Genomic DNA, 23,758 nt, shown 5'->3' on the forward strand with positions numbered 1-23,758 from the left:
GGTTTACAGCTAAACGGTCTGTCCTCACGAGCGTGCGGCACGGCGCATGCCCAACAACCACAACCATCTTTGGCATAGAATGAGTTCTCCGACACCCTCCAACGCGCCGCACGACGATCACGATGATATTGTTTACCCGCAGGTGATCCCTTTTCTCCTCGTCCACGTCGCGTGCTTTGCTGCTGTTTGGACTGGTGTGACCTGGGAAGCAGCCGTGCTCGGCATCGTCCTGTACTGGTTGCGGATGTTCGGGATCACGGCCGGCTATCACCGCTATTTCTCTCATCGCTCCTACGCAACCAGCCGCGCGTTCCAGTTCGTCCTCGCATGCCTTGCCCAGAGCACCGCTCAAAAGAGCGTGTTGTGGTGGGCCGCTAAGCACCGGCATCACCATCTGTTCTCGGATACCGAGCACGACGTGCATTCGCCGCGCCATACGGGCTTTCTCTTTGCCCATGCCGGCTGGATCTTCGCGCGCAGGCACGACACTGTCGATCTCGTGAAGGTCGGCGACTTCACCAAATATCCGGAGTTGATGTGGCTCCACAGGTACGAACTGGTTCCTGCCGCGGTGCTCGCCGTTATTACCTTCCTGATCGCCGGCTGGCCGGGTCTCGTCGTCGGCTTCTTCTGGAGCACGGTGGCGGTCTACCATGCCACCTTCTGCATCAACTCGCTCGCCCACGTGCACGGATCCAAGCGCTATGTGACGGGCGATGATTCCCGCAACAATTGGCTGCTGGCCTTTTTCACCATGGGCGAGGGCTGGCACAACAATCATCACGCCTACCAAGCCAGCGTGCGTCAGGGCTTCCGCTGGTGGGAGATCGACCCGACCTTCTACATCATCAAGGCGCTGTCGTGGGCTGGCGTAGTGTGGGACCTCAAAAGCCCGCCTGAGGCGGTGCTCAGAAACGAGCAGAAGCTCGGCTCGCGGGTGATCGACCGCGCCGCGAAGGATCTCGTCGCCACGTTCAACGTCGAGGCGATCTCGTCCCGTCTGAACCAGGCGCTCGAAACCACGCCGGGTCTGGCCGACCTGCGGGCGAGGCTCGCGGCCGCGCAGCACAGGGCCCACGAGGTGCTGGCCCATGTGCATCTGCCCTACCTGCCGACCCGGGAGGAGATCGGCGCGCGGGCTTCGGGCATGTTCGTCAGGACGCGCTCGCTGGACGAGATCGTCGAGCGGGCCCACCGCATGATCCTGGAGGCCGTCGGCGCCCGATTGGCTCCCGCGACCCCGTAGGCATCACGAAGGTCCGCTCCGCGCGGCCCTTCCGACAGGATGCGTCAGCGCGGCGGGACGAGGGTCTGCACACCGGCTTCGTCCTCACAGGTCGGGATGGCTGTCGGAGGTCGGCTTGGCCTCCGCTGGCGGGGCATCCTTCACCGTGATCCTGACGGTGTGGCTCTCCACCTTGCCGCTGGCCGACTTGATCTCGTAGCTGACCTCGTCAGCCCCCTTGTACGTGGGATTGGGCTTGTAGAAGACGCCTTGGGCTGCCGCCTCCAGCTTCGGGCAGCGTGAGATCCGTCCGGCTTTGAGCTTCCCATTGCGCACGTTCAGCTCGCCATGTTTGGGTGGGGTCACCACCCGGACCGTCGGCAGCGGCCCCGACGTGCAGTCCTTCTGCACGTTGCCGTAGACGCCCAGACGGTGTGTCTTGCCGGCAACCACATCCGTGCTCCGGTAGGCACTGTTGGCCTGAGCCAGGACGGCGGTTCCAGACACGGCAAGGGAGGACGCGAGGACGAGAGCTGCGGCAGGAGTCTGCAAACGGTGCATTCTTAATTTCCTTTTTGGGTAATGAGTACTGGAAGAGGAGGCGCTGCCGAAGGCAACGCCTGCCTGTCTTCAATCTCTCGGACTGGCTGGAGTTGCCTTGCGCCGGGCGGCCCGCCTGGAGAGCATGTTGAGCCCCTCGATCAGGGCCGAGAAGGCCATGGCGGCATAGATGTAGCCCTTCGGCACGTGGGCTCCGAAGCCTTCGGCGATCAGCGTCATGCCGATCATCAGGAGGAAGCCAAGCGCCAGCATCACCACTGTCGGGTTGTTGTGAATGAACTGAGCCAGAGGGTTGGCGGCCAGCAGCATCACGGTCACGGCGGCAATCACGGCGATCACCATGATCATCACGATGTCGGTCATGCCGACCGCCGTGATGATGCTGTCGAGGGAGAAGACCAGGTCGAGCAGCAGGATCTGGGTGATCGCCGCCCCGAAGGTCATCGTGGCCTTGGTGGTGTCGAACACGTCGTCATTGGGCGTGGGATCCACGTTATGGTGGATCTCCTTCGTCGCCTTCCAGACCAGGAAGAGTCCGCCGCCGATCAGGATGAGGTCGCGCCAGGAGAAGGCGTGTCCAAACAGGGTGAAGATTGGCTCCGTCAGGGTGACGATGATGGCGATGGTGCCGAGCAGCCCGAGGCGCAGGATCAGGGCCAAGCCGATGCCGATCCGTCGTGCCTTCGAGCGCTGATGCTCCGGCAGCTTGTTGGTGAGGATCGAGATGAAGATCAGATTGTCGATGCCGAGCACAACCTCCATCACGACCAGGGTCGCGAGCGCTACCAGGGCTGTCGGATCGGAGAGCCAGGAAAAGTCCACTCGATGTTCCTTATTTTAGCCCCGACCGGGTGAGGGCACTCCCCAGCCGGCCGCCGACAACGATGCTGATCGGCCTGGGGTTGCGCCATTGCTATTGGGGGCGTCAAGACTGCGGTGGGTCAGCCGGCCGATCGTGAGCCGATAGCTTGAGGTTGCGGGGCGGCCGGCCCTGTCCGGGAGAGCCGCCCCATCGTTGATCGGACTTAGATGTCCTCTTCGAAGCTGAAGTCATCGCCGCCAGAATCCTCGGCGGTGGCCTGCTGCGGCTCGGCTTGGCCGGCGTCGGCGGCTTTCGCCTCGCCTCCACCCCCGAAAGCATCGGCGATCATGTTGCCCAGCAGCACGCCACCGGCCACGCCCATGGCAGTCTGGGCCGCGCCGGCGAGAAAGCCGCCGCCTCCGCGCGGAGCCATGCCGCCCATGCCGGGAGCTATGTGGGGCGGCATGCCGTGCACCGGCTGCGGCGGGTAAGGCTGATGCGGCTGCGGCCGTGACTGCCCGCCGCCAAAGAGGCCGGAGAGGAATCCGCCTCCGCCCGCTGGACGGTTCGCGAGTTCGTGCTCCAGCTGCTGGATCCTGCCCTGGGCGGCATTCAGCGCCTGCTCCTGCACCACGATGGTCTGGGCCATGTAGTACGGTGCGTTCGGCTGCCGCGTAATCTGCGAACGGATGAACTCCGCCGCCTGTGCGTCCGGGGCTCCGGCTTGGCCCTCGACCTGAGCGATCTTACCAAGGAGCTGTTCGATGGCCTGACGGTCCTGTTGGTCCATGTAAATCGATCCTTTCTGCAATGGACGGTGGTTACTCTTCCCGCTGGCCCGTGAGGCTGAGGAGCAGCTGGAACAGATTGATGAAATTCAGGTAGAGCGAGAGCGCACCGAACACGGCCATCTTGCTGTTGGCCTCGTGGCCGAAGCCTTCGGCGTATTGCTCCTTGATGGTCTGCGTGTCGTAAGCGGTCAGACCCGTGAACACGAGCACGCCGATGATCGAGATCGCGAACTGCAGCAGGCTCGACGCGAGGAAGATGTTGACCAATGATGCGATGATGATGCCGATCAGGCCCATGATCATGAACGAGCCGAACTTTGAGAGGTCTTGTTTGGTAGTGTAGCCGTAGAGGCTGGTGGCGCCGAACATGGCCGCGGTGATGAAGAAGGTGCGGGCGATGCTTGCACCCGTGAACACCAGGAACACCGAGGCTAGCGACAGGCCCATAACGGCCGAGAAGGCGAAGAAGGCCGTGCGCGCGGAGGCCGCGGTCATCCGCTCCATGCGGAACGAGAAGAAGAAGATGAAGGCCAGAGGCGCCAGCATCACCACCCACTTCAGTGGGGTCTGGAAGATCGGCACGTAGAGGGCAGGGGTCGAGGCGACGAAGAACGCCACGAGGCCCGTCACCACCAGACCCACGCCCATGGTGTTGTAGACCCGCAGCATGTGCTGGCGCAGGCCCTCGTCGAAGACGGCGCCGCTGGCGCGGGCTGTGGTGGTTTGCCAGGCATAGGGGGTATTCATCCAAGGTCCTCCTGTGGGGGTTACTGAAGCGTACGGGACAGCCGGACGGCCGCCCGTTCGATGGCCTTGTCGCTGCCGGTGCCGGTCAGCGCATAAGCGAGTTGGCCCGTCTGCCAGTAGACGGTCTTCGCTTCGTCAAAGCGGGCGACGGCCGGGTCGATCACATTGAAGACCGGCACATGGGCGGCAAACAGCGACACCCGGCCAAGTTCGTCGGCATCGACCGAAATCTCGACGCTGTGGCCGTCTCGAGACGGGAATACCTGGGCATCCCGCACCCGCCAGTCCTCCGGCAGGGTCGGCAGCCGGATCCCTGTTGCGGCCAGGATCTCAGCCGGGTCGTAGGCGGCGGTTCCATGCTGCGAGGCCATGCGGGCCCGCACCAGCGCCGTCTCATGCGAGTGCAGGGCATCCTCGACAAAGGCGGGCGGCTTGGGAGACGCCTCGCTGTCGGTGATGCCAAGGCCCACCTGCCCGTGGGCAAACCAGCCGAACCCGATCAGCGTCACCACCGCGGCGATGCGACGGAGCTTCAGACCCAGGTCCCGCCAGCCGAGAGCACGCTCCAGACGGATCGCTGCCGCCAGCGTAGGCTCAGCAGGGCGGGGCAGGGGAGCGGCGTGGATCAGCCGGAGGGTGTCCCGGTCCTTCAGATCAGCCATGACCCGCGTGGCCGCACCCGGATTTTGAGCAAGATGCTCCTCGACCTCAATCCGCCGGGCCGGGTCGAGCTGATCGTCCACATAGGCGAGGAGGTCGGTTTCGGTGATGGGGTCAGACATCGGATCCTCCGACGATGCGCAGGCGCGGCCGCTGATCCTCGGCCGGCGGCGCCAGATGCGTACCCGCCTCAAACCCACGCAGGGTGGCGCGGGCGCGGCCGAGGCGGGACATGAGCGTGCCGACAGGGATGCCCAAGGCGTCCGCCGCCTCCTGATAAGGAAGCCCCTCGATCGCCACGAGGTGCAGGGCGGCACGTTGCTCGTCCGGCAGCTGCAGGAAGGCGGCCTGGACCTGCTGGAGCCTGACCTGGCTGTCCTGGGCGGGAGGAGCCGCCATCTCGCTCACGGCGGCAACCTGCTCAAGGCGGCGGGCCTCCGCCATGCGGCGGCGGCGACCGTCAATAAAGGTGTTGTGCAGGATGGAGAGCAGCCAGCCCTTCGAATTGCCGCCGGAGCGGAAGGAGCCATGCCGCTCGTAGGCGCGGACGAGGGTGTCCTGCACCAGGTCCTCGGCTTGGGTCTCGTCCCGGGTCAGGGATCGGGCGTAGCGCCGCAAAGGGCCGAGCAGGCCGATCACATCCATGCGCTTGGGGTCGTTCATGACAGGTGTACGAAGCTGCTCGCCGGCATAATCCGGACGACGATCGGATTTTCCCGTTTCACCTGAGCCGGGGCGGAGGCCATCAGACCGAGCGCCGCCTTTGGCGGAGGACGCCAGAACGGCCTCGTCACCGGCCCGTGTCAGGGCGTGGATGATGTCGTTGGGTAATTTTGCATCATCCTCGCCAGTGAGGATGGATGGAGCGTTGGAAGGGGAGACGGAATCCACGATCGGATCCTCCAGTTGCGGTCGCGCTCGTGGGCGCAAGAGCAAGAGAAGGCGTCCGACATCGCGAGCGGCGACCCGCTCGCCAGAGGGGCCCGGACCCTAAGGCAACGGTAACGTGGGGAGCGGGCGCATGGGATGCAAGAGCCGCTCTCCGTGGGATCCGTCAGGGGATCGAAACAGTTTCGGGCACGGGGGCCGCGCTGTCGGTGATGCGCTGTGCCAGCACCTTGTCGATGCGTCGTCCGTCCATGTCGACGACCTCGAAGCGCCAGCCCAGGGTTTCTGTGGTCTCGCCAGTCTCGGGCAGGTGCTGCAGCTCGTTAATCACCAGTCCGGCCACGGTCTCGAAGTGCCGCGGCTCCGGCAGCGAGATCCTGAGGAGCTCGGCCATCTCGTCCGCCGGCATCCAGCCGGCCAGCAGCCACGAGCCGTCCTCCCGTTGCACGGCTTCGGGTTCGGCCTCGTCCTCGTTCGAGCGGAAGGCGCCCGCAATGGCATCAAGGGTGTCGGCCGGCATGACCACACCTTCGAAGTGGCCGTATTCGTCATGCACAAGCGCCATCGGCACCTCGGCCTCCCGCAGCACATCGAGGGCATCCAAGGCATCAAGGGTGTCCGGGATGACCGGTGCCTTGCGGATGTACGCGCGGATGTCCAACGGCTCTTCTTTCAGCAGGGCGGCCAGGAGCTCGCGGGCCTGGACAACGCCGAGCATGTTGTCCGGATTGCCCTCGGCCACAGGGATTCGGGAATGGGTCGTATTGATCAGGCATTGCCGGATCTCGAACTCCGAGTCGTCGAGGTTGATCCAGTCAACGTCAGTACGCGGCGTCATGATCCCGCGCACCGCCCGGTCACCGAGACGCAGCACACCGGCGATCATCTTGCGCTCGTCGGTCTCGATGACCCCGGCGGTCTCCGCCTCGGCCATGATCGTCTTGATTTCCTCTTCGGTCACGGCGCTGTCCGAGGCGGTGCTGCGCCCGAGCAGGCGGAAGACCAGCCGGGTCGAGGCATCGAGCAGCCAGACCACAGGAGCGGCAACCTTGGACACCACTGCCATCATCGGGGCCACGGCGCAGGCGATGCCTTCCGTGTTGCTGAGGGCCAGGTTCTTTGGAACGAGTTCGCCGATGACTACCGACAGATATGTGATGATGGCGACCACAAGGCCATAGCCGAGCGGCTCGGCCACGCCTTCCGACAGGCCATAACCGATCAGGATAGCGCCCAGGCGGTCGCCGAGGGCGGCACCCGAATACGCGCCGGCCAGGATGCCAACCAACGTGATGCCGATCTGGACCGTCGACAGGAAGCGGCCGGGATCCTCCGCCAAGGCCAGAGCAGTTGTGGCGCCCGCCCGGCCTGCCTCCGCCATGGTCTTCAGACGGGCCTTGCGGGACGAGACAATGGCAAGTTCCGACAGTGAAAACAGCCCGTTGAGGATGATCAAGAAGGCAACGATGGCCAGTTCAAGCACGAGGTATTCCGGTGGCGAGGCACCGCTCCAAGATTGTTGGGAAGTAAGTGGCGGGGCTCTGGTTGGGATCCGTTAGCTGATCAGAATCCAAGGCTGGTCGAGAAAGGCGCGGGCGCCGGCGATGAGCGCCGACGACACCGCCGCCAAGATCAGAACGCTGCCGATGGTGCCGAGCCAGCCGACCAGCGTGGCGAGGCCATCCCGCTCCAGGATGCCAAGCGCAAAGGCCGCGAGGGCCCAGGCGGGCGGAATGTTGCCGAACGGGATCGGCAGGAGGAGGATGATAGCGAGCATGAGGCAGGCCGCACCGATGATCCGTTCGTTGGCCGGATGGAGCAGCAGGGACAGCCGGGGCCGCAGGCCGCGCTCCGCCCGCTGAAGGATGGGGCTGAGCTTTGTCGTCAGAACGATGAAGACGTCGCGGGAGATCGACTGCCGGCGAATGAAACGCGGCATCCACAGGGCCGAGCGGCCCAGCATCAACTGAGTGGTCACGAAGAGAAGCGGTGCGCCCAGGACCACGGACACGCCGGGCGGCAGAGGCAGCATGTTGGGGGCGGCGAAAACGAGCATCAGGGCCCCGAAGGCCCGGTCGCCAAAGGCGTCCAGCATATCGCCCAGGCTGATGGCAGCCGTGGGCCGGCCCGCGAGCTCGGTTAGAACATCGGAAAATCGTCGTCGGGGTTCAGCGTCCGTGTCGGAGGAGACGACGGGCGCGAGGGTACTCGAAGGGTCAGGCATGATCTGGTCTGAGTGAGCTGCCACATATGGGAAGCAGCGGGCGTCCTGTCAAACGCAGCACCTGCAGTGCCAAGGCTTGTGCTGGCACATGCAACGTTTCCCGCCCCTTTACGACAGGCAAGCGGCCGGGCTGCCGTCCGAAAGTGGTGCACTGTTCCGGCGGAATAGCGCAGGGCAGATCAGACCGGCTGCGTGCCTTGGTAGTGGGCGAAGGTGGTCTGGCCCGAGGGCCCGAACAGGACCACCTCATAGGTGTCGTTCTCGACACCCTTGACCTCCATGCCCGGCGAGCCGACGGGCATGCCGGGCACGGCAAGTCCCTTGGCCTGCGGCTTCTCGGCCAGCAGGCGCTTGACCGCGTCGGCCGGCACATGGCCCTCGATCACGTAGCCGCCGACCTCTGCCGTATGGCAGGAGGCGAGGTCGTCCGGCACACCAAGGCGGGCCTTAACCCGGTTGACCTGGGGCGTGGTGACGACCTCCACCGGGAAGCCGGCCGCCTTCATGTGCTCGACCCAACCGCCGCAGCAACCGCAGTTCGGATCCTTGGTCACGACGACCTTCGGCAGGGCGGCCAGGGCGAAGGCCTGCCCGGCCACGAGGGCGACACTGGAGGCTCCGAGGACGGTCAGAATGCGGCGGCGGTCGAGCATGAGGATCTCCTTAGGCTGCGGTCGGAGTGTAGCCGGCCTCGGTCACGAGGGCCTTGATGGAGCTCAAATCGGTGCTGCCGCGGACGGAAACAAGCTTGGAGGCCGGATCCGCCTCGACGCTCGTGCCGGGCAGGCCGGTCTCGATCGCCTTCTTGATGGTCCCGGCGCAATGGCCGCAGGTCATGTCCTCGACCCGCAGGGTCAGGGCCGTTGGATCTCGCTCCGCGGTCTGGGGGGCTTGGGACTGATGGGTGCTGCAACCACACATGGTTCAAATCTCCGGTTCAAAGGGATGATGCACGCACCTTGCACCTTCCCACGATGGCAAGGTCAAGCGCCTTTTGGTCGGAGGGATCAGAGTGGGGCTCGTTCGCATTGGGAACCGATCCCGCGGGGGTCCGTTGCCGCCATGACTCCAAGGAAGGTGCTGTGGCCTGCATTCGCCTCATGCTTCGCTGCCTATTGGTCGTGACGTCCGCCCTCGGCCTTGCGAGCGCTCCGCTCTATGCGGTTGCCCAAGCTGCGGACGGGCCTGCGGTCGCCCAGCGCCATCACGGGCATATGGCCCAGGTCAGCCAGGGATCTCCCGATCATGACCATGCGGTTCCGGCCCAGCCCCATGCGATGGGACAGACCTGCTGCCATCCCCGCTGCGTCATGGCGGTCGTTCCCAGCTTTGCTGATCTGGCGACTAGTCCTTTGCCGTCGGTCACCATTCCGATCCCCACCGACCCGGGAGTGGCACCGATCGCCCCGTCGGGACCTGACCGCCCACCAAAACAGGCCTGAGCCAGGGACGGAGCAAGCACGCCTCGGCGTGGGTTCCGTTCGCCATGAGACCTGGCCCGCCGGCGCGTCAGGCGCCGTGCCCTTGCGAGCCGCCAACTCACCGCGCCTGAAAATCAGGAGAAGACCATGCACCAGATGTCCAAGGAGATGCAGTCCTGCATCGACGAGTGCCTGCGCTGCTACCAGACCTGTCTTGGTATGGCGATGACCCACTGCCTCGAGCAGGGCGGCAAGCACGTCGAGCCAGGCCATTTTCGCGTCATGATGGCCTGTGCCGAGATCTGCCGGACGTCGGCCCACTTCATGCTGATCGGCACGCCCCACCACAAGCACACCTGCCGCGAGTGCGCCGAGATCTGCGAGGAATGCGCCAAGTCCTGCGAGCAGGTCGGTGACATGCAGGAATGCGTCGACCAGTGCCGCCGCTGTGCCGAGAGTTGCCGCAAGATGGCAGCCTAAACTTCATCACACTGGAAAGGAAACAAGATGACCATCCGTACGATCGCTGCCGTGACCCTGCTTTCCTCTGCCATGACTTGGGGTGCCATGGCTCAACAGCCTCAGGCCCAGCAGAACCAGATGCAGCACACCTCAGGCGGCCAGATGGCCATGTCGGCCGAGAGCCTGCCGGAGGAGTGCCGGACGGCGGTCCAGGCCAGCGGGCAAATGCAGAACATGCAGGGGATGGACATGTCGGGCATGATGCAGAACATGCAGGGCTTGATGGCGAACATGAACGAGGCCCAGAAGGGCTACATGCAGGCCATGATGAAGATGCAAGGCCCGATGATGGCCGCCCACATGATCAAAGACTCCGATGTCGCCTTCATCTGCGGGATGATCGCCCACCACCAGGGTGCCATCGACATGGCCGACGTGGTTCTCAAGACCGGCGACAACGCCGAAGCCAAGAAGATGGCCGAGAAGACCAAGAAGGAGCAGGGCCAGGAGATCGCCGAGATGAAGGAGTGGCTGCAGAAGAACGCCAAGAAGGAAGGCGCGCAGTGAAGTCATGGAGCCCTCGCCACGGCGGGGGCTCTCCTCAGGGCAGGGGCGGTCCGCGTTTCACGACCAGATTAGCGTGTTGCCGCCTCAGCGGTTGTCCTCGCTGTCATCGTCGTCGTTGGTATCATCGCGCATCATGGCGCCGCCGGAACCCATCATGCCGGGACCCATCATCCCTCGCATGCCCCCTGGCATGCCGGGGTCGCCCATGCGGACGAGCACCTGAAGCCGGCGCTTCTGCGCCTCGTCGAGCGTGGCGTACAGCGGCGAGGCGGCGTCCGCGAGGTTCCGCAGGGTGTCGGATCCCTGGCTCATCCGCTCAGCCATGGCGCGGAGCAGGCCAACCGGATCTGTCGCCATCATGCCCCGGGTCTCGCGCATCGCCTGCATGTGGGAAAGATACAGGCGGGCGGTGTTGTGCATGGCAGCCTCCACTGGGGGCCACAGCTTCTCCTGCTCAGCTGACAGTTTCAGACCGGCATGGATCGCGGCGATGTGGGCGTCCGCAATGGCGGTCAGGTCCTCGGGCGAGAGCCGGCCCATCATGCCCCGGCCGCCGCTCATCATTCCTCCGCTCATCATGCCGCCGGGCATGCCCTGGCCCTGCATCATGCCTCGGCCCATCATCTGGCCCTGCATCATCTGGCCCATGGGCATTTGTGTCCCGGATTGGGCGGGCGCCGCCTGAGGCTGAGCCGGGGTCGTGGACTGGACCTGCGCTGCGGTCGTGCCACCCGGATGGTGCTGTTCGTGATCGGCAGGCGCCTGGGCCAGGACGGGGCCGGCGAGGGCGATCAGGGCAGCTACGAGAAGGGGTGTCTTCATGGCAGGCTCTCCTTGTCGACCCCGACTCCCGGGATCGGGAATGGATGGGTGGGCTTTCCGTCTCGGAGGCGATGGAGCTCATCGAGGCACGTCCGTGCGGCCGAGACGGTCAGGCCTAGTGATGGTCACTCACGCGGCCCATGGTGATGGCCGTGGCCACCATGCATGAACAGGTGCATCAGTGGACAGGCCAGCAGCAGCAGATAGGGCAGGGCGCTGATGACGTGGCCTGTGTGGTTTACGAACAGGTAGACACCGAGCGCGGCCAGCGCGAGCGTGATGGCCCACCCCAAGGGGGTGCCGATCAATACGGTCCGCCAGTTCCTGTGCGGTGCGGGCGGGGATACGTGTGGCGTGGTGTCTGTGGAGTTCATGGCAGGGCTTCCCGATCAGGACTGGGCAACTCTGAACCTTCTGCGAGCCATCGGCCTTGATCCCGATCAAACGTCGATCACGCTGACCCGTGACGGGGCATCCCGGCCGCAGCGACTGGCGGGGCAGGCGATCGAGGCATGACGATCGTCCCTGGCGCTTCCGACCGCTCTCCGCCCACGCCACTTACCGCTCTTCGGCGTCGGCGATCGGCGGCCAACTTGTCGAGCGCGCCGGAAATGCGTGCCAAAGGGGTGCTGAAGTCCGGGAAGTCGATCAACGCCAGCAACAGCCCTGCAATCCAAAAAGCATGGATGTGGGTGAACATGGCGAGCAGGCCCAGCACGTCCACGATCTCATATTTCATCTTCGTGGACTTGTGGGCGATGTGCTCGGGAAGGTGGTGCAGCCTCAGGTAAAGGAGACCGATCGCGAGCACGAAGGCGACCAAAAAGATCGCCACCCCGATCATGAGGTAGTCTGGCGCGGCGGGAGACGAAATGAAGATCGGCAGCGCATGCGGCGCCAGCGGGTGCATTGAGGGTGCCACGGCTTGCCCTCCGAAGAAAGGCGTGCGTTCCACGGCGCAAAGTTAGCACGTTCTTCGACTCGGCGCCACGCGGGCACGGTCTGCCTCCCACGTGGTGTCGTCATCTGAACCTTCCTCCATCACCCCTGCCCAGGCAGGCCATCACAGGCGCACGGTCCGCAGGCGAATGGCGTTGCCGATCACGCTGACCGACGACAGCGCCATGGCCGCCGCCGCGATGATCGGCGACAGCAGGATGCCGAAAACCGGGTAGAGCACGCCCGCCGCCACCGGCACGCCGAGCGCGTTGTAGATGAAGGCGAAGAACAGGTTCTGGCGGATGTTGCGCATGGTCGCCCGCGATAGCCGCCGCGCCCGTACGATCCCGGTCAGGTCGCCCTTCAGCAGGGTCACGCCGGCGCTCTCCATCGCCACATCGGTGCCGGTGCCCATCGCGATGCCGACATCCGCCGCCGCCAGCGCCGGGGCATCGTTCACGCCGTCGCCGGCCATGGCGACCACGCGCCCGGCTGCCTTGTACCGCTGGACCACAGCGCTCTTCTGGTCCGGCAGGACCTCGGCCTCGACCTCTTCGATTCCGAGGCGGCGGGCGACGGCCTTGGCCGTCGTCCAGTTGTCGCCGGTGAGCATCACGACTCGGACGCCCTCCGCCTTCAGGCCAGCGAGAGCTTCCGGTGTCGAGGCCTTCACGGGATCGGCAATGGCGAGGGCACCCGCCACCGTTCCGTCAACGCCGGCGAAGATGGCGGTCGCGCCGTCCTCACGCAGCCTGTCAGCCTGCTCCGCCAGCGGAGCGACATCGATGCCATGCTCCGCCAGGAACGCCTTGTTGCCGAGGACGATGCGGCGGCCGTCGACGGTGCCGAGCGCGCCCTTGCCTGTCGGCGAGTCGAAGTCACTGACCGGAGCGGTGGCGATGTTCTGCTTCTCGGCCGCGGCGACAATGGCGACGGCCAACGGATGCTCGCTCATCCGCTCGACACTCGCCGACAGGCGCAGCACTTCGGCCTCCGCGAAGCCCTCCGCCGGGACGATGGCGGTGACGGCCGGCTTGCCCTCCGTCAGGGTCCCGGTCTTGTCGACCACGAGGGTGTCGACCTTCTCCATGTGCTCGAGCGCCTCGGCGTTCTTGATCAGAACCCCGGCCTGGGCACCGCGCCCAACGCCGACCATGATCGACATCGGCGTGGCGAGGCCCAGGGCGCACGGGCAAGCAATGATCAGCACCGCCACAGCCGCGACGAGGCCGTAGGAGAACTGCGGCTCCGGGCCCCAAATCATCCAGGCAGCGAAGGCGAGTACCGCCACACCGATGACCGCCGGCACGAAGTAGCCGGAGACCTGGTCGGCCAGGCGTTGGATCGGGGCGCGGCTGCGCTGGGCCTCTGCCACGAGCTGCACGATCTGCGATAGCATGGTGTCGCGTCCGACCTTCTTGGCCTCGATCACGAGGCCGCCGGACTGGTTCATGGTGCCACCGATTGCCTTGGCCCCGACCTCCTTGGTGACCGGCATCGACTCGCCGGTGACCATCGATTCGTCCACCGCGCTGCGGCCTTCGACGACCACGCCGTCGACTGGCACCTTCTCGCCCGGCCGCACCCGCAGGCGGTCTCCGACTTGCACGGTGTCGAGTTGGACCTCCTGCTCGGTGCCGTCGGGCATGATTTTGCGAGCGGTCTTGGGCGCGAGGTCGAGGAGAGCCCGGATAGCGCCGCTCGTGGTTTCGCGGGCGCGGAGTTCGAGCACCTGTCCCAACAGCACGAGGACGGTGATAACCGCAGCCGCTTCGAAATAGACCGCGACGGCGCCGTCATGGCCGCGGAAGGCCGCAGGGAAGACGTCGGGGGCGAGCGTCGCGACCATGCTGTAGACCCACGCCACGCCCGTACCCATGGCAATCAGCGTGAACATGTTCAGGCTGCGGTTCACGAGGGACTGCCAGGCGCGGACGAAGAACGGCCAGCCCGCCCACAGCACGACGGGCGTGCCCAGCAGCATCTGGATCCAATTCGAGGTCTGCTGGCCCACATAGTGGCTGAGGCCCGTGAGATGCCCGCCCATTTCCAGGGCTACTACCGGAATGGACAGCACAAGGCCGATCCAGAACCGGCGGGTCATATCGACAAGTTCGTGGCTTGGGCCCATCTCGGCGGTGGCCAGCACGGGTTCGAGCGCCATGCCGCAGATCGGGCACGAGCCCGGGCCGACTTGCCGGATTTGTGGGTGCATCGGGCAGGTGTAGATTGTGCCCTCAGGCACAGGCTCGGCCTTCCGGGCTGTTGCTGGCTCGACGTACTTCACAGGCTCGGCCATGAACTTCGACTGGCAGCCCGAGGAGCAGAAGTAATACGGCTTACCCTCGTACTGCGCCCGGTGCGGGGTCGAATGCGGATCGACCATCATCCCGCAAACCGGATCTTTCACCGTGGCGGCCACCGTCGAAGGCTCGTGATGGTGATGTCCGGCGTGGTCACCGTGCCCATGGTGGCTGTGGCCCGCATGGCTATGGTTCTTGGTGGCTTGGGTGTCGCTCATGACGGCTCCCTGGTTCGATTATTCTGCGAAACGGGAAGCCTGGGGCCTCCCATGATGGCAAGGTCAAGCCCGCCTGCTCATTCGGCAGCCTGCTTGGCCGGAGCCTCAGGGGCCACGCTGGCGGCGAGTTCCTCAAGATCGGAGCCTTGCAGCGTCTCCTTGTTCAACAGGAGCTGGGCTGCGCGGTCGAGCACAGCACGATTGCGAAGAAGGATCGCCTCGGCACGCGTCGAGACCTCCTCGATCAGCTTCCGAACAGCCCCGTCGATGGCGGCTGCGGTCTCCTCTCCGTAACGGCGCGGCTCCAGGCCGGTTTCCTGCGCGGGGGTGAGAAAGGCGGAGCGCTCGGCCTCGTAGGCAACCTCCCCAAGCTCCGGATCCATGCCGAACCGGGTGACCATGCTGCGGGCGATCTCGGTCGCCTTGGCCAGATCGTCCGCGGCGCCCGTCGAGATCTCGCCGAACACCAGACGTTCGGCGGCACGGCCGCCCAGAAGCACGGTCATTCGGTTCAGGAGTTCCGAGCGGCCGATCAGGAAGCGGTCCTCCGTCGGCCGCTGGATCGTGTAGCCGAGCGCCGCGATGCCGCGCGGGATGATCGACACCTTCTGGACCGGATCGACGCCGGGCAGGGCCATGGCGAGGATCGCATGCCCCATCTCGTGATGGGCCACGACATTCCGCTCGTGCGGGTTGAGCAGCTTGTTGCGCTTCTCGAGGCCGGCGACGATCCGCTCGATCGCCTGTGTGAAGTCGTCCAGCGTGACAGCCTCGCCTGAGCGCCGGGTGGCAAGCAGCGCCGCCTCGTTGACGAGATTGGCGAGGTCGGCCCCGGTGAAGCCCGGCGTCAGGGCGGCGACGTCCTCCAAGGACACACCCGAAGCCAGCTTCACGCACTTGACATGGACCCGAAGAATGTCAATGCGGCCCTTCTTGTCCGGGCGGTCCACGAGCACTTGGCGGTCGAAGCGCCCGGCCCGGAGGAGGGCGGGATCGAGGATCTCGGGGCGGTTCGTCGCCGCGAGCAGGACGATGCCGCTGGTCGGATCGAAGCCATCCATCTCGGTCAGGAGCTGATTGAGGGTCTGCTCCTTCTCGTCATGCCCGCCGCCGAGGAAGACGCCGCCCCGCGCCCGGCCGAGGGCATCGAGCTCGTCGATGAAGACGATGGCAGGCGCCTGCTGCCGGGCCTGCTCGAAAAGGTCTCGGACGCGGGCGGCGCCCACGCCGACGAACATCTCGACGAACTCGGAACCCGAGATCGAGAAGAACCGGACCCCGGCCTCGCCGGCGACCGCGCGGGCCAGCAGCGTCTTGCCGGTCCCGGGCGGGCCGACCAGCAGCACCCCCTTGGGCACGTGGGCTCCGAGGCGGCCGTAGGATTGGGGATCCTTCAGGAACTGGACGACCTCCTTCAGCTCCTCCTTGGCCTCGTCCACCCCGGCCACGTCGGCGAAGGTCACTTTGGTGTCGGTCTCGACATAGACCTTGGCGCGGGACTTGCCGATGGAGAGGAGGCCTCCGGCCTGGCCGCCCATGGCCATCGGCCGAACGAGGAACATCCAGAGCATCACGAAGCCGATGGTCGGCAGGAGCCAGCTCAGGAAGGACTGGAGCAGGCCGGGAGCGGGCTGACCGGAGAACGGGATTCCTGCGGCTTGCAGCTTCTCGGCGATGTCATCAGGCACCCGGACGGTCGAGAAGTGCTTCACGCCGTCCTGGGCCGGCTCCGTGAAGGTTCCGGAGATCTCGGTGGGGCCGACCACCAGGTCCGTCACCTTGCGTTCGGACACCAGCTTCTGGAACTCGCCGTAGGGGATCACGCGGCTGTGCCCGAACTGGCCGAGCAGGTCCTGGAACAGGAACACGGCCATCATGGCGGCGATGATGTACCAGAAGTTGATCTGGTGCTCGCGTTTGATCTGCATCCCGCCTCTCCCGAACAGCGCCAGCTCTCCGGCGGGCGTGAGCGACAATGGCTTGGCCAATCATACCTGACATTGACCCGGATCAAAGCAGGCGCCGCAGTTGTCGCTGCCGAAACGGGCGGGCGATTGCGCCAGATCAAGGCCAAGTCACCGCGGATGCGCCCTGTATCGGAAGCTCGGATGCATGTAGAATATACAAGAGGGATTGGTGCCGATGAGACTTTCCTTCCTGGGTGGCGCCGGTACGGTCACCGGCTCGCGATATCTCCTGGAGCGGGAGGACCGCAGAATTCTGGTCGACTGCGGGCTGTTCCAGGGACTGAAGCAACTTCGGCTCCGCAACTGGGCACCTTTCCCGGTCCAGCCCCAGGGCATCTCTTCCGTCATCCTCACTCATGCCCACCTCGATCATTCCGGCTACTTGCCGGCGCTGGTCAGGGACGGGTTCTCGGGTCCCGTTCATTGCTCGAGCGCGACGAAGGATCTTTGTGAAATCCTGCTGCGGGACAGCGCCCGCCTCCTTGAGCAGGACGCCGAGTACGCGAACCGGCGTGGGTTCTCGAAGCACAAGCCCGCTCTTCCTCTCTATACCGCCGAGGATGCCGAACGGGCTCTCGAGTCTCTGTCCCCGGTGGCGTTCGGCGAATGGCGCGAGCTCCCACACGGTGTCCGGGTTCGGTTCAGCCGGGCCGGCCACATCCTCGGGGCCGCCTGTGTCGAATGCGAGTGGAACGGTACGAAGCTCGTCTTCTCGGGCGATCTCGGGCGCTACAATGACCCTATGATGGTCGACCCGACCCCAATCGGGGAAGCCGACTACATCGTCGTGGAATCGACCTACGGCGATCGCCGCCATGGGACCGACGACGTGCAGACGGTATTGGGCGATGTCATCGAGCGCACGGTGAACCGGGGCGGCACCGTCATCATTCCGGCCTTTGCGGTCGGGCGCGCTCAAGCGCTCCTGTACCATCTAGAGCGGCTGAAGGCGGCAGGTCGATTGGCGAACGTCCCGATCTTTCTCAACAGCCCGATGGCCGCAGATGCGAGCGAGATCCTCTGCAATCACATGGAGGATCAGAAGCTGTCGGCCGCCGAATGCCGGGCGGCTTGCGGGATTGCCACTTACGTGCGGACCGTCGAGGCATCCAAGGCGCTGAACGAGAACCCTGTGCCGAAGGTGATCGTCTCGGCAAGCGGCATGGCGACCGGAGGGCGCGTCCTGCACCATTTGAAACGCTATGCGCCCGATCCGCGCAACACGATCCTGTTCGCCGGGTTCCAGGCGGTCGGAACGCGAGGGGCGGCCATGGTTGCCGGCGCGGGGACCATCAAGATCCACGGTGCGTACATTCCCGTGCGGGCCGAGGTGCAGAATCTCTCAATGCTGTCCGCCCACGCCGATGCCGACGAGATCCTGCGGTGGCTCCGCAACTTCCGCCAACCGCCACGCATGACCTTCATCACCCATGGCGAACCTTCCGCATCGGACGCCCTGCGCCTGCGCATCCAGGACGAGTTGGGCTGGCCCTGCACGGTGCCCGAGCACCTTGAACGAGCGGATCTGACATGAGCCCCAACATGCAGGCCTCCCTCGCCTCGCGCTCCGACGTTGCAACCAGCGTGCTCAAAGCAAGGCGGCTGGGAGTGCACACGCATCAGGAGGCCGTGGTGTTCATGCGCACCGACTGCCATGTCTGCCGTTCGGAGGGGCTCGCGCCACGCTCCCGGGTTCTGCTCCAGGCCGGGGACCGAGAGGCGATCGCGACCCTCTATCAAGTGTCGGCGGATTTGCTCGCCCCCGACGAGGCGGGCTTGTCCGAAGCCGCATGGCAGCGTCTCGGCCTGGCGGAGGGCGAGCCGATCCTGGTCCGCCATCCCGATCCCGTGGAGTCCCTGCACAGCGTGCGGCGACGGATCTACGGCGGCCGCTTGGATGAACCCGCTCTGCACGCGATCATCGGCGATGTGGTGAAGGGGCGATATTCCGACGTCGAGCTGTCGTCCTTCATCACTGCCTGCGCCGCGCGGCCGCTCGACGAGGGCGAGACGGTGGCGCTCACCCGTGCCATGGTCGACGTCGGGGACCGCCTGAACTGGCCGAACGGACCGATCCTCGACAAGCACTCGGTCGGCGGATTGCCCGGCAACCGAACGACCCCGATCATCGTCGCGATCGTGGCGGCGCATGGACTCACCATGCCAAAGACCTCGTCCCGGGCGATCACGTCGCCGGCGGGGACCGCCGACACCATGGAGACGATGGCGCCCGTCGACCTGGACATTCCGGCGATGCGGCGCGTCGTGGAGCGGGAAGGCGGCTGTATCGTCTGGGGCGGCTCCGTGCGCCTGAGCCCGGCCGACGACATCCTGATCCAGGTCGAGCGGGCGCTCGACATCGACAGCGAGGGGCAACTGGTCGCGTCCATCCTCTCCAAGAAGATCGCGGCGGGCGCGTCGCATCTGGTGCTCGACATGCCCGTCGGCCCCACGGCGAAGGTGCGGAGCGCGGAGGCCGCCCAGGCGCTGTCGCGTCGCCTGTCCGATGTCGCCAGCCTGTTCGGCCTGACCACCACCGTCGTCCTGTCGGACGGAACGCAGCCGGTCGGGCGGGGCATCGGGCCCGCTCTCGAGGCCCGGGATGTCCTGGCCGTGCTCCGGCAGACGGCGCATGCTCCGGAGGATCTCAAGCTGCGGGCGTGCGCCCTGGCCGGCGCACTGTTGGAGCTCGGCGGACGGGCACCGCATGGCCAAGGGGCGTTCCTGGCGGGGCGCACGGTCGACGACGGCCGCGCCTGGGCGAAGTTTCAGCGCATCTGCGAGGCACAGGGCGGCTTGAGGACGCCGCCTGTTGCGAGCCAGCAGCGGCCCCTGCTTGCCCAGGCGAGCGGCCGGATCAGTCTCGTCGACAACCGCAAGATCGCCAAACTGGCAAAACTGGCGGGCGCACCGGAAGGGAAGGCGGCCGGCGTCGAGCTTCATGTTCGTCTGGGAGACGAGGTTCGGGCCGGAGAGCCCCTGTGCACCCTGCATGCAGAGACCGTGGGCGAACTGAATTATGCGCTCGACTACGCGGCATCCTCGAGCGCCATCATCGGGGTCGAGGCATGACCGACGTTCTGGTTATGGCATTGCCGGGGAACGAGGCGCTGGCCCAATTGCTCGCACACCGGCTTGATGCCGACCTGGGAACGCTTGAGACCCGCCGTTTCCCGGATGAAGAAACCTACGTCCGCTTCAGGGTCGACCCAAAAGGACGGTCGCTGATCCTCGTCTGCACGCTGGACCGTCCCGACCCGAAATTCCTCTCGCTCGCGTTCGCGGCTGCGGCCGCACATGATTTGGGCGCGGCGAGCGTGGGCCTCGTCGCGCCTTATCTCGCCTATATGCGCCAGGATAAACGCTTCCACGAGGGCGAAGCGGTAACCTCCACCACCTTCGCACGGCTGCTCTCGTCCGGGATCGACTGGCTTGTCACCATCGATCCGCACCTCCATCGCCACAAGATCCTCGATGAGCTCTACCTGATCCCCAATCGCGTCGGACATGCGGCACCGTTTATGGCAGACTGGATCCGGGCGAACGTGCAACGCCCACTCATCATCGGCCCCGACGTCGAAAGTGAACAATGGGTCGCGGAGGTCGCAACACGCGCGGGTGCCCCTTTCCGGGTTCTCCGCAAGGAGCGTCGCGGCGACCGCGATGTTGAAATCACCGTCCCTGATCTCGGGGAAGTCTCCGATCAGACGCCCGTGCTCGTCGACGACATCATCTCGTCGGGCCAGACGATGCTGGAGACTGCAAGGCAGCTCAAGGAGCAGGGCCTAGCGGCGCCCGTCTGCGTCGCCGTGCATGCCATTTTTGCCGATGGAGTTTACGCGGCGCTCCAGGATGTTGCCGCCTTGGTCGCCACGACCAACGCGGTTCCGCACCAATCCAACGCGATCGATGTCGCACCGCTGCTGGCCAATCTGGCCCAGGACCTCTATGCCGCGACACGGGGAGGACAGGCTCAAGGTCCACGGCTGGGGCGGGCCGTGCCGGACTGCCGTGGAGGCAGGTGACTGAGGACATTCAGACATCCGGCCCGAAACCAGTGCGGGCCGGGAACGAAGGCTGCGATGGACGGGAGCGTCTTCACTGCACAGGACCTGACAAAGATCTACCGGACCGGCGAAGTCGAGGTGCGTGCCTTGCGGGGCGTCAGCTTCGAGATCGCGGCCGGAGAGGTGGTCGTCCTGCTCGGACCCTCCGGCAGCGGCAAGTCCACGTTGCTCAACATCATGGGTGGGCTCGACCAGGCCACGAGCGGCCGATTGTTCTTCAAGGACCTCGATCTCACCACGCTTGACGACCGCGGCCTGACCGCCTACCGCCGGCGCCATGTCGGCTTCGTGTTCCAGTTCTACAACCTCGTCCCGAGCCTCACGGCCTACGAGAACGTCGCGCTGGTGACCGAGATCTCCGAGAACCCCATGCGCCCCGAGGAGGCCCTCGCGCTGGTCGGGCTCGAAGCACGGATGGATCACTTTCCCGCCCAGCTCTCGGGCGGCGAGCAGCAGCGCGTCGCCATCGCCCGGGCCATCGCCAAGCGGCCGGAGGTGCTGCTGTGCGACGAGCCGACCGGCGCCCTGGACTCTAGGACCGGCATCCGGGTGATCGAGGCCCTGCTGGGCATCAACGCCCAGCTCGGGACCACGACCCTGATCATCACGCACAACGCCGGCATCCAGGAGGTCGCCGACCGCGTGTTCTTCTTCGCCGACGGTCAGATCTCCCGGGAGGTCAGGAACGAGACCCGCCGGGCGGCGGCCGAGCTTACCTGGTGATCCGATGCGGGCGCTCGACATCAAGCTGTTCCGAGATCTCCGACGGCTCTGGGCCCAGGCGCTCGCCATCGCGCTCGTGATTGCCGGCGCTGTCGCCACGCTCGTGATGTCCGTGGGCTCCTACCGCTCGCTCGACGAGACCCGCACGGCCTACTATGAACGCTACCAGTTCGCCGACGTGTTCGCCTCGGTGCGGCGGGCTCCCATGAGCTTGGCGGCTCAAATTGCTGAGATCCCCGGTGTCGCTGCCGTTGACGCGCGCATCGCCAAGCTCGCCCTGCTCGACATTCCGGGCTTCCGCGAGCCCGCGACCGGCCAGTTCATCTCGCTGCCGGAGCCCGGCAGGTCCCATCTCGATCAGCTTTATGTCCGGTCCGGACGGCTGCCGGAGCCCGGGAGTGTCGAGGAGGTCGCGATCAGCGAGAGCTTCGCGAATGCCCACGGCTTCGTCCCCGGGGCGCGCTTCTCGGCAATCCTGAACGGCCGCAAGCGCGAGCTTACTGTGGTCGGGATCGCGCTGTCGCCCGAGTTCATCTACGCGATCGGCCCCGGCGACATTATGCCGGACGACCGCCGCTTCGGCATCGTGTGGATGCCGGAGAAGGCGCTGGCTGGCGCCTTCGATCTCGACGGCGCATTCTCCTCGGTCGCCGCGAAACTGCTGCGGAATGCCTCCGAACGGGAGGTGCTCCTCCGCCTCGACGCGTTGCTGGACCGCTACGGCGGCCAAGCGGCCTATGGGCGCAATGACCAGACCTCGCACGCCTTCCTCGACCACGAGCTCGACATGCTCAACAACATGAGCCGCACCCTGCCGCCGATCTTCCTGCTGGTGGCGGCGTTCCTGGTCAACCTGACCCTCGACCGCCTGGTAGCGCTCGAACGCGAGCAGGTCGGGCTGTTCAAGGCATTGGGCTACGGCAATCTCGCGATCGCGTCGCACTACCTCAAGTTCGTCCTGGCTCTTGTCCTGATCGGGATCGTCATCGGCAGTCTCGTCGGGACTTGGCTCGGGAGCCTCATCACCAGCCTGTTCGGCGACTATTTTCGCTTTCCGTTTCTCCTCTTCAGCAAGAGCCCCGACGTCTATCTCATGGCGGCCGTGGCGAGCCTCGCCGCCGGGACCCTGGGCGCTGCCCGAGCCCTCCGGGGTGTCGTCGCCTTGGCACCGGCGGTCGCGATGCAGCCGCCCGCTCCGCCGCAGTTCAGGCATCTGCTCCCTCTCAATTTCCGGATGAACCGCCTGCTGTCGCAGCCGGCCATCATGATGCTGCGGGGCATCGCCCACCATCCCTTCCGCGCGGGGTTCACCGTGCTGGGGATGGCGCTTGCCACCGCGATCCTGATCGTGTCGCTCTTCACCCGGGACACCATGGAGCAGTTGATCGACGTCACGTACTTCATGGCCGATCGCCAGGACGCGACGGTGAGCTTCACGGAGAAGCGTCCGCGGGACGTGGTGTATCAGGTCGCCGGTCTGCCCGGCGTGATCACGGCCGAACCGTACCGTGAGGTGCCCGTGCGGATCAGGCACCGCAATGTCGAGCGCCGGATCATGATCAGCGGCCGGCCGGCCGATGCGGATCTCAGCCGGATCATCGATGAGAACCTGCGTCCCGTGGTGCTGCCGGAGAGCGGGCTGGCGATCTCCGCCATGCTGGCGCAGATTCTCGGCGTGCAGGTGGGCGATGATGTCGAAGTCGACCTGCTCGACGGCCAGCGCAGGACGGTGACCCTGCCCGTTGCTTCCCTGGTCGAGGACTACTTCGGCATCAGGGGCATGATGAACGCCGACGCCCTGTCGCAGCTGATGCGGGAGGCGCCGGTCGTCAACAGCGTCCACCTGGCGCTGGACGAGAGCCGGCTCGATGCCCTCTACGACACCATCAAGGAGCTGCCGTCGGTCAGCGGCTTGGCGCTCCAACGCGTTTCGCTTGCGAACTTCCGCGCATCGCTGGCCGTGCTCGTGACCACGATGGCCAGCATCTACACCGGGCTGGCCGCCATCATCGCGTTCGGGGTCGTCTACAACAGCGCCCGGATCTCGCTCTCGGAGCGGGCGCGCGAGCTGGCAAGCCTACGCGTCCTCGGCTTCACCCGGGGGGAGGTCCTGCGTATCCTGTTCTTCGAGCTGGCCCTGCTGACGCTGGTCGCGCAGGTCCCGGGGTGGATGATGGGCTACGGCTTGGCGTGGATCATGAAGACGAACCTGGCCGGCGAGCTGATGCGGGTCCGCCTGGTGGTGGAGAACTCCACCTATGTGCTCGCCAGTGCGGTCGTGCTGGCCGCGGCCGTTCTGTCCGCTCTCGTTGTTCGCCGCCGCGTCCACCGGCTCGACCTCGTGGCCGTTCTCAAGACGCGGGATTAGGCC

24 protein-coding genes are annotated in these 23,758 nt (G+C 65.8%); 9 read left to right on the top strand and 15 right to left on the bottom strand.

Going from position 1 to position 23,758, the window contains the following annotated elements; genetic code table 11:
- Positions 1-79: 79 nt before the first annotated feature.
- On the top strand, positions 80-1,246 hold the full coding sequence (locus ACUXUR_RS21350; protein WP_445504370.1) for an acyl-CoA desaturase: 1,167 nt from the start codon (positions 80-82) through the stop codon (positions 1,244-1,246).
- 84 nt (positions 1,247-1,330) lie between these two features.
- Here ACUXUR_RS21350 and ACUXUR_RS21355 read toward each other — a convergent pair whose 3' ends face one another.
- From ACUXUR_RS21355 to ACUXUR_RS21400, 10 genes are all read right to left on the bottom strand, one after another.
- Positions 1,331-1,786, bottom strand: a complete 456-nt coding sequence (locus ACUXUR_RS21355) for a 4-aminobutyrate aminotransferase (protein ID WP_445504371.1) — start codon at positions 1,784-1,786, stop codon at positions 1,331-1,333.
- Between the two features lie 69 nt (positions 1,787-1,855).
- Positions 1,856-2,548 carry a TerC family protein gene (locus ACUXUR_RS21360; RefSeq protein ID WP_445504440.1) on the bottom strand — a complete coding sequence of 231 codons (693 nt, stop codon included), beginning with the start codon at positions 2,546-2,548 and terminating at the stop codon, positions 1,856-1,858.
- Positions 2,549-2,811: 263 nt separating this feature from the next.
- On the bottom strand, positions 2,812-3,378 hold the full coding sequence (locus tag ACUXUR_RS21365; RefSeq protein WP_445504372.1) for a DUF2076 domain-containing protein: 567 nt from the start codon (positions 3,376-3,378) through the stop codon (positions 2,812-2,814).
- Positions 3,379-3,409: 31 nt separating this feature from the next.
- Complete coding sequence (locus ACUXUR_RS21370; protein WP_445504373.1) at positions 3,410-4,126, bottom strand: Bax inhibitor-1/YccA family protein; 717 nt, start codon at positions 4,124-4,126, stop codon at positions 3,410-3,412.
- A gap of 20 nt (positions 4,127-4,146) precedes the next feature.
- Positions 4,147-4,908, bottom strand: coding sequence for an anti-sigma factor family protein (locus ACUXUR_RS21375; RefSeq protein WP_445504374.1), 762 nt, complete (start codon positions 4,906-4,908; stop codon positions 4,147-4,149).
- Entirely contained in the window at positions 4,901-5,449 is a 549-nt protein-coding gene (locus ACUXUR_RS21380) for a sigma-70 family RNA polymerase sigma factor (RefSeq protein WP_445504441.1), read from the bottom strand. Before ACUXUR_RS21380 ends, ACUXUR_RS21375 begins: the two co-directional genes overlap by 8 nt.
- A 391-nt stretch (positions 5,450-5,840) precedes the next feature.
- On the bottom strand, positions 5,841-7,157 hold the full coding sequence (locus tag ACUXUR_RS21385) for a hemolysin family protein (RefSeq protein ID WP_445504375.1): 1,317 nt from the start codon (positions 7,155-7,157) through the stop codon (positions 5,841-5,843).
- A 72-nt stretch (positions 7,158-7,229) separates the two neighbouring features.
- Positions 7,230-7,898, bottom strand: coding sequence for an exopolysaccharide biosynthesis protein (locus ACUXUR_RS21390; RefSeq protein WP_445504376.1), 669 nt, complete (start codon positions 7,896-7,898; stop codon positions 7,230-7,232).
- Between the two features lie 179 nt (positions 7,899-8,077).
- Positions 8,078-8,551, bottom strand: a complete 474-nt coding sequence (locus ACUXUR_RS21395; RefSeq protein WP_445504377.1) for a DUF411 domain-containing protein — start codon at positions 8,549-8,551, stop codon at positions 8,078-8,080.
- 10 nt (positions 8,552-8,561) lie between these two features.
- Positions 8,562-8,819 carry a heavy-metal-associated domain-containing protein gene (locus tag ACUXUR_RS21400; protein WP_445504378.1) on the bottom strand — a complete coding sequence of 86 codons (258 nt, stop codon included), beginning with the start codon at positions 8,817-8,819 and terminating at the stop codon, positions 8,562-8,564.
- A gap of 161 nt (positions 8,820-8,980) precedes the next feature.
- Between ACUXUR_RS21400 and ACUXUR_RS21405 the strand changes: the two genes are divergently transcribed.
- The 3 genes from ACUXUR_RS21405 to ACUXUR_RS21415 all read left to right on the top strand — a co-directional run bounded on the left by ACUXUR_RS21405 (position 8,981) and on the right by ACUXUR_RS21415 (position 10,348).
- Positions 8,981-9,340: a hypothetical protein gene (locus ACUXUR_RS21405; protein WP_445504379.1), complete on the top strand. Its 360-nt coding sequence runs from the start codon at positions 8,981-8,983 to the stop codon at positions 9,338-9,340.
- Between the two features lie 126 nt (positions 9,341-9,466).
- Positions 9,467-9,799 (top strand): four-helix bundle copper-binding protein, encoded by a 333-nt coding sequence (locus ACUXUR_RS21410; RefSeq protein WP_445504380.1) that lies wholly within the window; start codon positions 9,467-9,469, stop codon positions 9,797-9,799.
- A 27-nt stretch (positions 9,800-9,826) separates the two neighbouring features.
- Complete coding sequence (locus tag ACUXUR_RS21415) at positions 9,827-10,348, top strand: DUF305 domain-containing protein (RefSeq protein ID WP_445504381.1); 522 nt, start codon at positions 9,827-9,829, stop codon at positions 10,346-10,348.
- An 84-nt stretch (positions 10,349-10,432) separates the two neighbouring features.
- Here the strand turns inward: ACUXUR_RS21415 and ACUXUR_RS21420 are convergent, their stop codons facing one another.
- From ACUXUR_RS21420 to ftsH, 5 genes are all read right to left on the bottom strand, one after another.
- The gene (locus ACUXUR_RS21420) at positions 10,433-11,170 is read right to left on the bottom strand and encodes a Spy/CpxP family protein refolding chaperone (protein WP_445504382.1); all 738 of its coding nucleotides are present in this window, start codon (positions 11,168-11,170) and stop codon (positions 10,433-10,435) included.
- A 125-nt stretch (positions 11,171-11,295) separates the two neighbouring features.
- The gene (locus ACUXUR_RS21425) at positions 11,296-11,544 is read right to left on the bottom strand and encodes a DUF2933 domain-containing protein (protein WP_445504383.1); all 249 of its coding nucleotides are present in this window, start codon (positions 11,542-11,544) and stop codon (positions 11,296-11,298) included.
- 77 nt (positions 11,545-11,621) lie between these two features.
- Complete coding sequence (locus tag ACUXUR_RS21430) at positions 11,622-12,080, bottom strand: hypothetical protein (RefSeq protein WP_445504384.1); 459 nt, start codon at positions 12,078-12,080, stop codon at positions 11,622-11,624.
- Positions 12,081-12,233: 153 nt separating this feature from the next.
- Entirely contained in the window at positions 12,234-14,630 is a 2,397-nt protein-coding gene (locus tag ACUXUR_RS21435; protein ID WP_445504385.1) for a heavy metal translocating P-type ATPase, read from the bottom strand.
- Between the two features lie 77 nt (positions 14,631-14,707).
- A complete protein-coding gene (gene ftsH, locus ACUXUR_RS21440) occupies positions 14,708-16,558 on the bottom strand; it encodes an ATP-dependent zinc metalloprotease FtsH (protein ID WP_445504386.1) in 1,851 nt (616 codons plus the stop codon).
- 214 nt (positions 16,559-16,772) lie between these two features.
- Here ftsH and ACUXUR_RS21445 point away from each other — a divergent pair, with 214 nt between their 5' ends.
- Genes ACUXUR_RS21445 through ACUXUR_RS21465 form a run of 5 tightly spaced genes read left to right on the top strand, consistent with a single transcriptional unit; the run spans position 16,773 to position 23,755 of the window.
- Positions 16,773-18,131, top strand: coding sequence for an MBL fold metallo-hydrolase RNA specificity domain-containing protein (locus ACUXUR_RS21445; protein WP_445504387.1), 1,359 nt, complete (start codon positions 16,773-16,775; stop codon positions 18,129-18,131).
- Between the two features lie 8 nt (positions 18,132-18,139).
- The gene (locus ACUXUR_RS21450; RefSeq protein WP_445504388.1) at positions 18,140-19,669 is read left to right on the top strand and encodes a thymidine phosphorylase family protein; all 1,530 of its coding nucleotides are present in this window, start codon (positions 18,140-18,142) and stop codon (positions 19,667-19,669) included.
- Positions 19,666-20,622: a ribose-phosphate pyrophosphokinase gene (locus ACUXUR_RS21455; protein ID WP_445504389.1), complete on the top strand. Its 957-nt coding sequence runs from the start codon at positions 19,666-19,668 to the stop codon at positions 20,620-20,622. Before ACUXUR_RS21450 ends, ACUXUR_RS21455 begins: the two co-directional genes overlap by 4 nt.
- A 57-nt stretch (positions 20,623-20,679) precedes the next feature.
- Positions 20,680-21,387 carry an ABC transporter ATP-binding protein gene (locus ACUXUR_RS21460; protein ID WP_445504390.1) on the top strand — a complete coding sequence of 236 codons (708 nt, stop codon included), beginning with the start codon at positions 20,680-20,682 and terminating at the stop codon, positions 21,385-21,387.
- Positions 21,388-21,391: 4 nt separating this feature from the next.
- The gene (locus tag ACUXUR_RS21465) at positions 21,392-23,755 is read left to right on the top strand and encodes an ABC transporter permease (RefSeq protein ID WP_445504391.1); all 2,364 of its coding nucleotides are present in this window, start codon (positions 21,392-21,394) and stop codon (positions 23,753-23,755) included.
- Positions 23,756-23,758 lie beyond the last annotated feature (3 nt).

It is taken from the genome of Microvirga medicaginis, assembly GCF_052658925.1.

What these genes read in the sequence shown, in the direction of transcription:
- ACUXUR_RS21430 (WP_445504384.1), bottom strand. Translation starts at nt 12,080, where the DNA reads ATGCACCCGCTGGCGCCGCATGCGCTGCCGATCTTCATTTCGTCTCCC.
- ACUXUR_RS21435 (WP_445504385.1), bottom strand. Translation starts at nt 14,630, where the DNA reads ATGAGCGACACCCAAGCCACCAAGAACCATAGCCATGCGGGCCACAGC.
- ACUXUR_RS21390 (WP_445504376.1), bottom strand. Translation starts at nt 7,898, where the DNA reads ATGCCTGACCCTTCGAGTACCCTCGCGCCCGTCGTCTCCTCCGACACG.
- ACUXUR_RS21450 (WP_445504388.1), top strand. Translation starts at nt 18,140, where the DNA reads ATGCAGGCCTCCCTCGCCTCGCGCTCCGACGTTGCAACCAGCGTGCTC.
- ACUXUR_RS21370 (WP_445504373.1), bottom strand. Translation starts at nt 4,126, where the DNA reads ATGAATACCCCCTATGCCTGGCAAACCACCACAGCCCGCGCCAGCGGC.
- ACUXUR_RS21410 (WP_445504380.1), top strand. Translation starts at nt 9,467, where the DNA reads ATGCACCAGATGTCCAAGGAGATGCAGTCCTGCATCGACGAGTGCCTG.
- ACUXUR_RS21350 (WP_445504370.1), top strand. Translation starts at nt 80, where the DNA reads ATGAGTTCTCCGACACCCTCCAACGCGCCGCACGACGATCACGATGAT.
- ACUXUR_RS21455 (WP_445504389.1), top strand. Translation starts at nt 19,666, where the DNA reads ATGACCGACGTTCTGGTTATGGCATTGCCGGGGAACGAGGCGCTGGCC.
- ACUXUR_RS21395 (WP_445504377.1), bottom strand. Translation starts at nt 8,551, where the DNA reads ATGCTCGACCGCCGCCGCATTCTGACCGTCCTCGGAGCCTCCAGTGTC.
- ACUXUR_RS21380 (WP_445504441.1), bottom strand. Translation starts at nt 5,449, where the DNA reads ATGAACGACCCCAAGCGCATGGATGTGATCGGCCTGCTCGGCCCTTTG.
- ACUXUR_RS21460 (WP_445504390.1), top strand. Translation starts at nt 20,680, where the DNA reads ATGGACGGGAGCGTCTTCACTGCACAGGACCTGACAAAGATCTACCGG.
- ACUXUR_RS21375 (WP_445504374.1), bottom strand. Translation starts at nt 4,908, where the DNA reads ATGTCTGACCCCATCACCGAAACCGACCTCCTCGCCTATGTGGACGAT.
- ACUXUR_RS21465 (WP_445504391.1), top strand. Translation starts at nt 21,392, where the DNA reads ATGCGGGCGCTCGACATCAAGCTGTTCCGAGATCTCCGACGGCTCTGG.
- ACUXUR_RS21355 (WP_445504371.1), bottom strand. Translation starts at nt 1,786, where the DNA reads ATGCACCGTTTGCAGACTCCTGCCGCAGCTCTCGTCCTCGCGTCCTCC.
- ACUXUR_RS21365 (WP_445504372.1), bottom strand. Translation starts at nt 3,378, where the DNA reads ATGGACCAACAGGACCGTCAGGCCATCGAACAGCTCCTTGGTAAGATC.
- ACUXUR_RS21445 (WP_445504387.1), top strand. Translation starts at nt 16,773, where the DNA reads ATGAGACTTTCCTTCCTGGGTGGCGCCGGTACGGTCACCGGCTCGCGA.
- ACUXUR_RS21400 (WP_445504378.1), bottom strand. Translation starts at nt 8,819, where the DNA reads ATGTGTGGTTGCAGCACCCATCAGTCCCAAGCCCCCCAGACCGCGGAG.
- ACUXUR_RS21360 (WP_445504440.1), bottom strand. Translation starts at nt 2,548, where the DNA reads ATGGAGGTTGTGCTCGGCATCGACAATCTGATCTTCATCTCGATCCTC.
- ACUXUR_RS21425 (WP_445504383.1), bottom strand. Translation starts at nt 11,544, where the DNA reads ATGAACTCCACAGACACCACGCCACACGTATCCCCGCCCGCACCGCAC.
- ACUXUR_RS21420 (WP_445504382.1), bottom strand. Translation starts at nt 11,170, where the DNA reads ATGAAGACACCCCTTCTCGTAGCTGCCCTGATCGCCCTCGCCGGCCCC.
- ACUXUR_RS21415 (WP_445504381.1), top strand. Translation starts at nt 9,827, where the DNA reads ATGACCATCCGTACGATCGCTGCCGTGACCCTGCTTTCCTCTGCCATG.
- ftsH (WP_445504386.1), bottom strand. Translation starts at nt 16,558, where the DNA reads ATGCAGATCAAACGCGAGCACCAGATCAACTTCTGGTACATCATCGCC.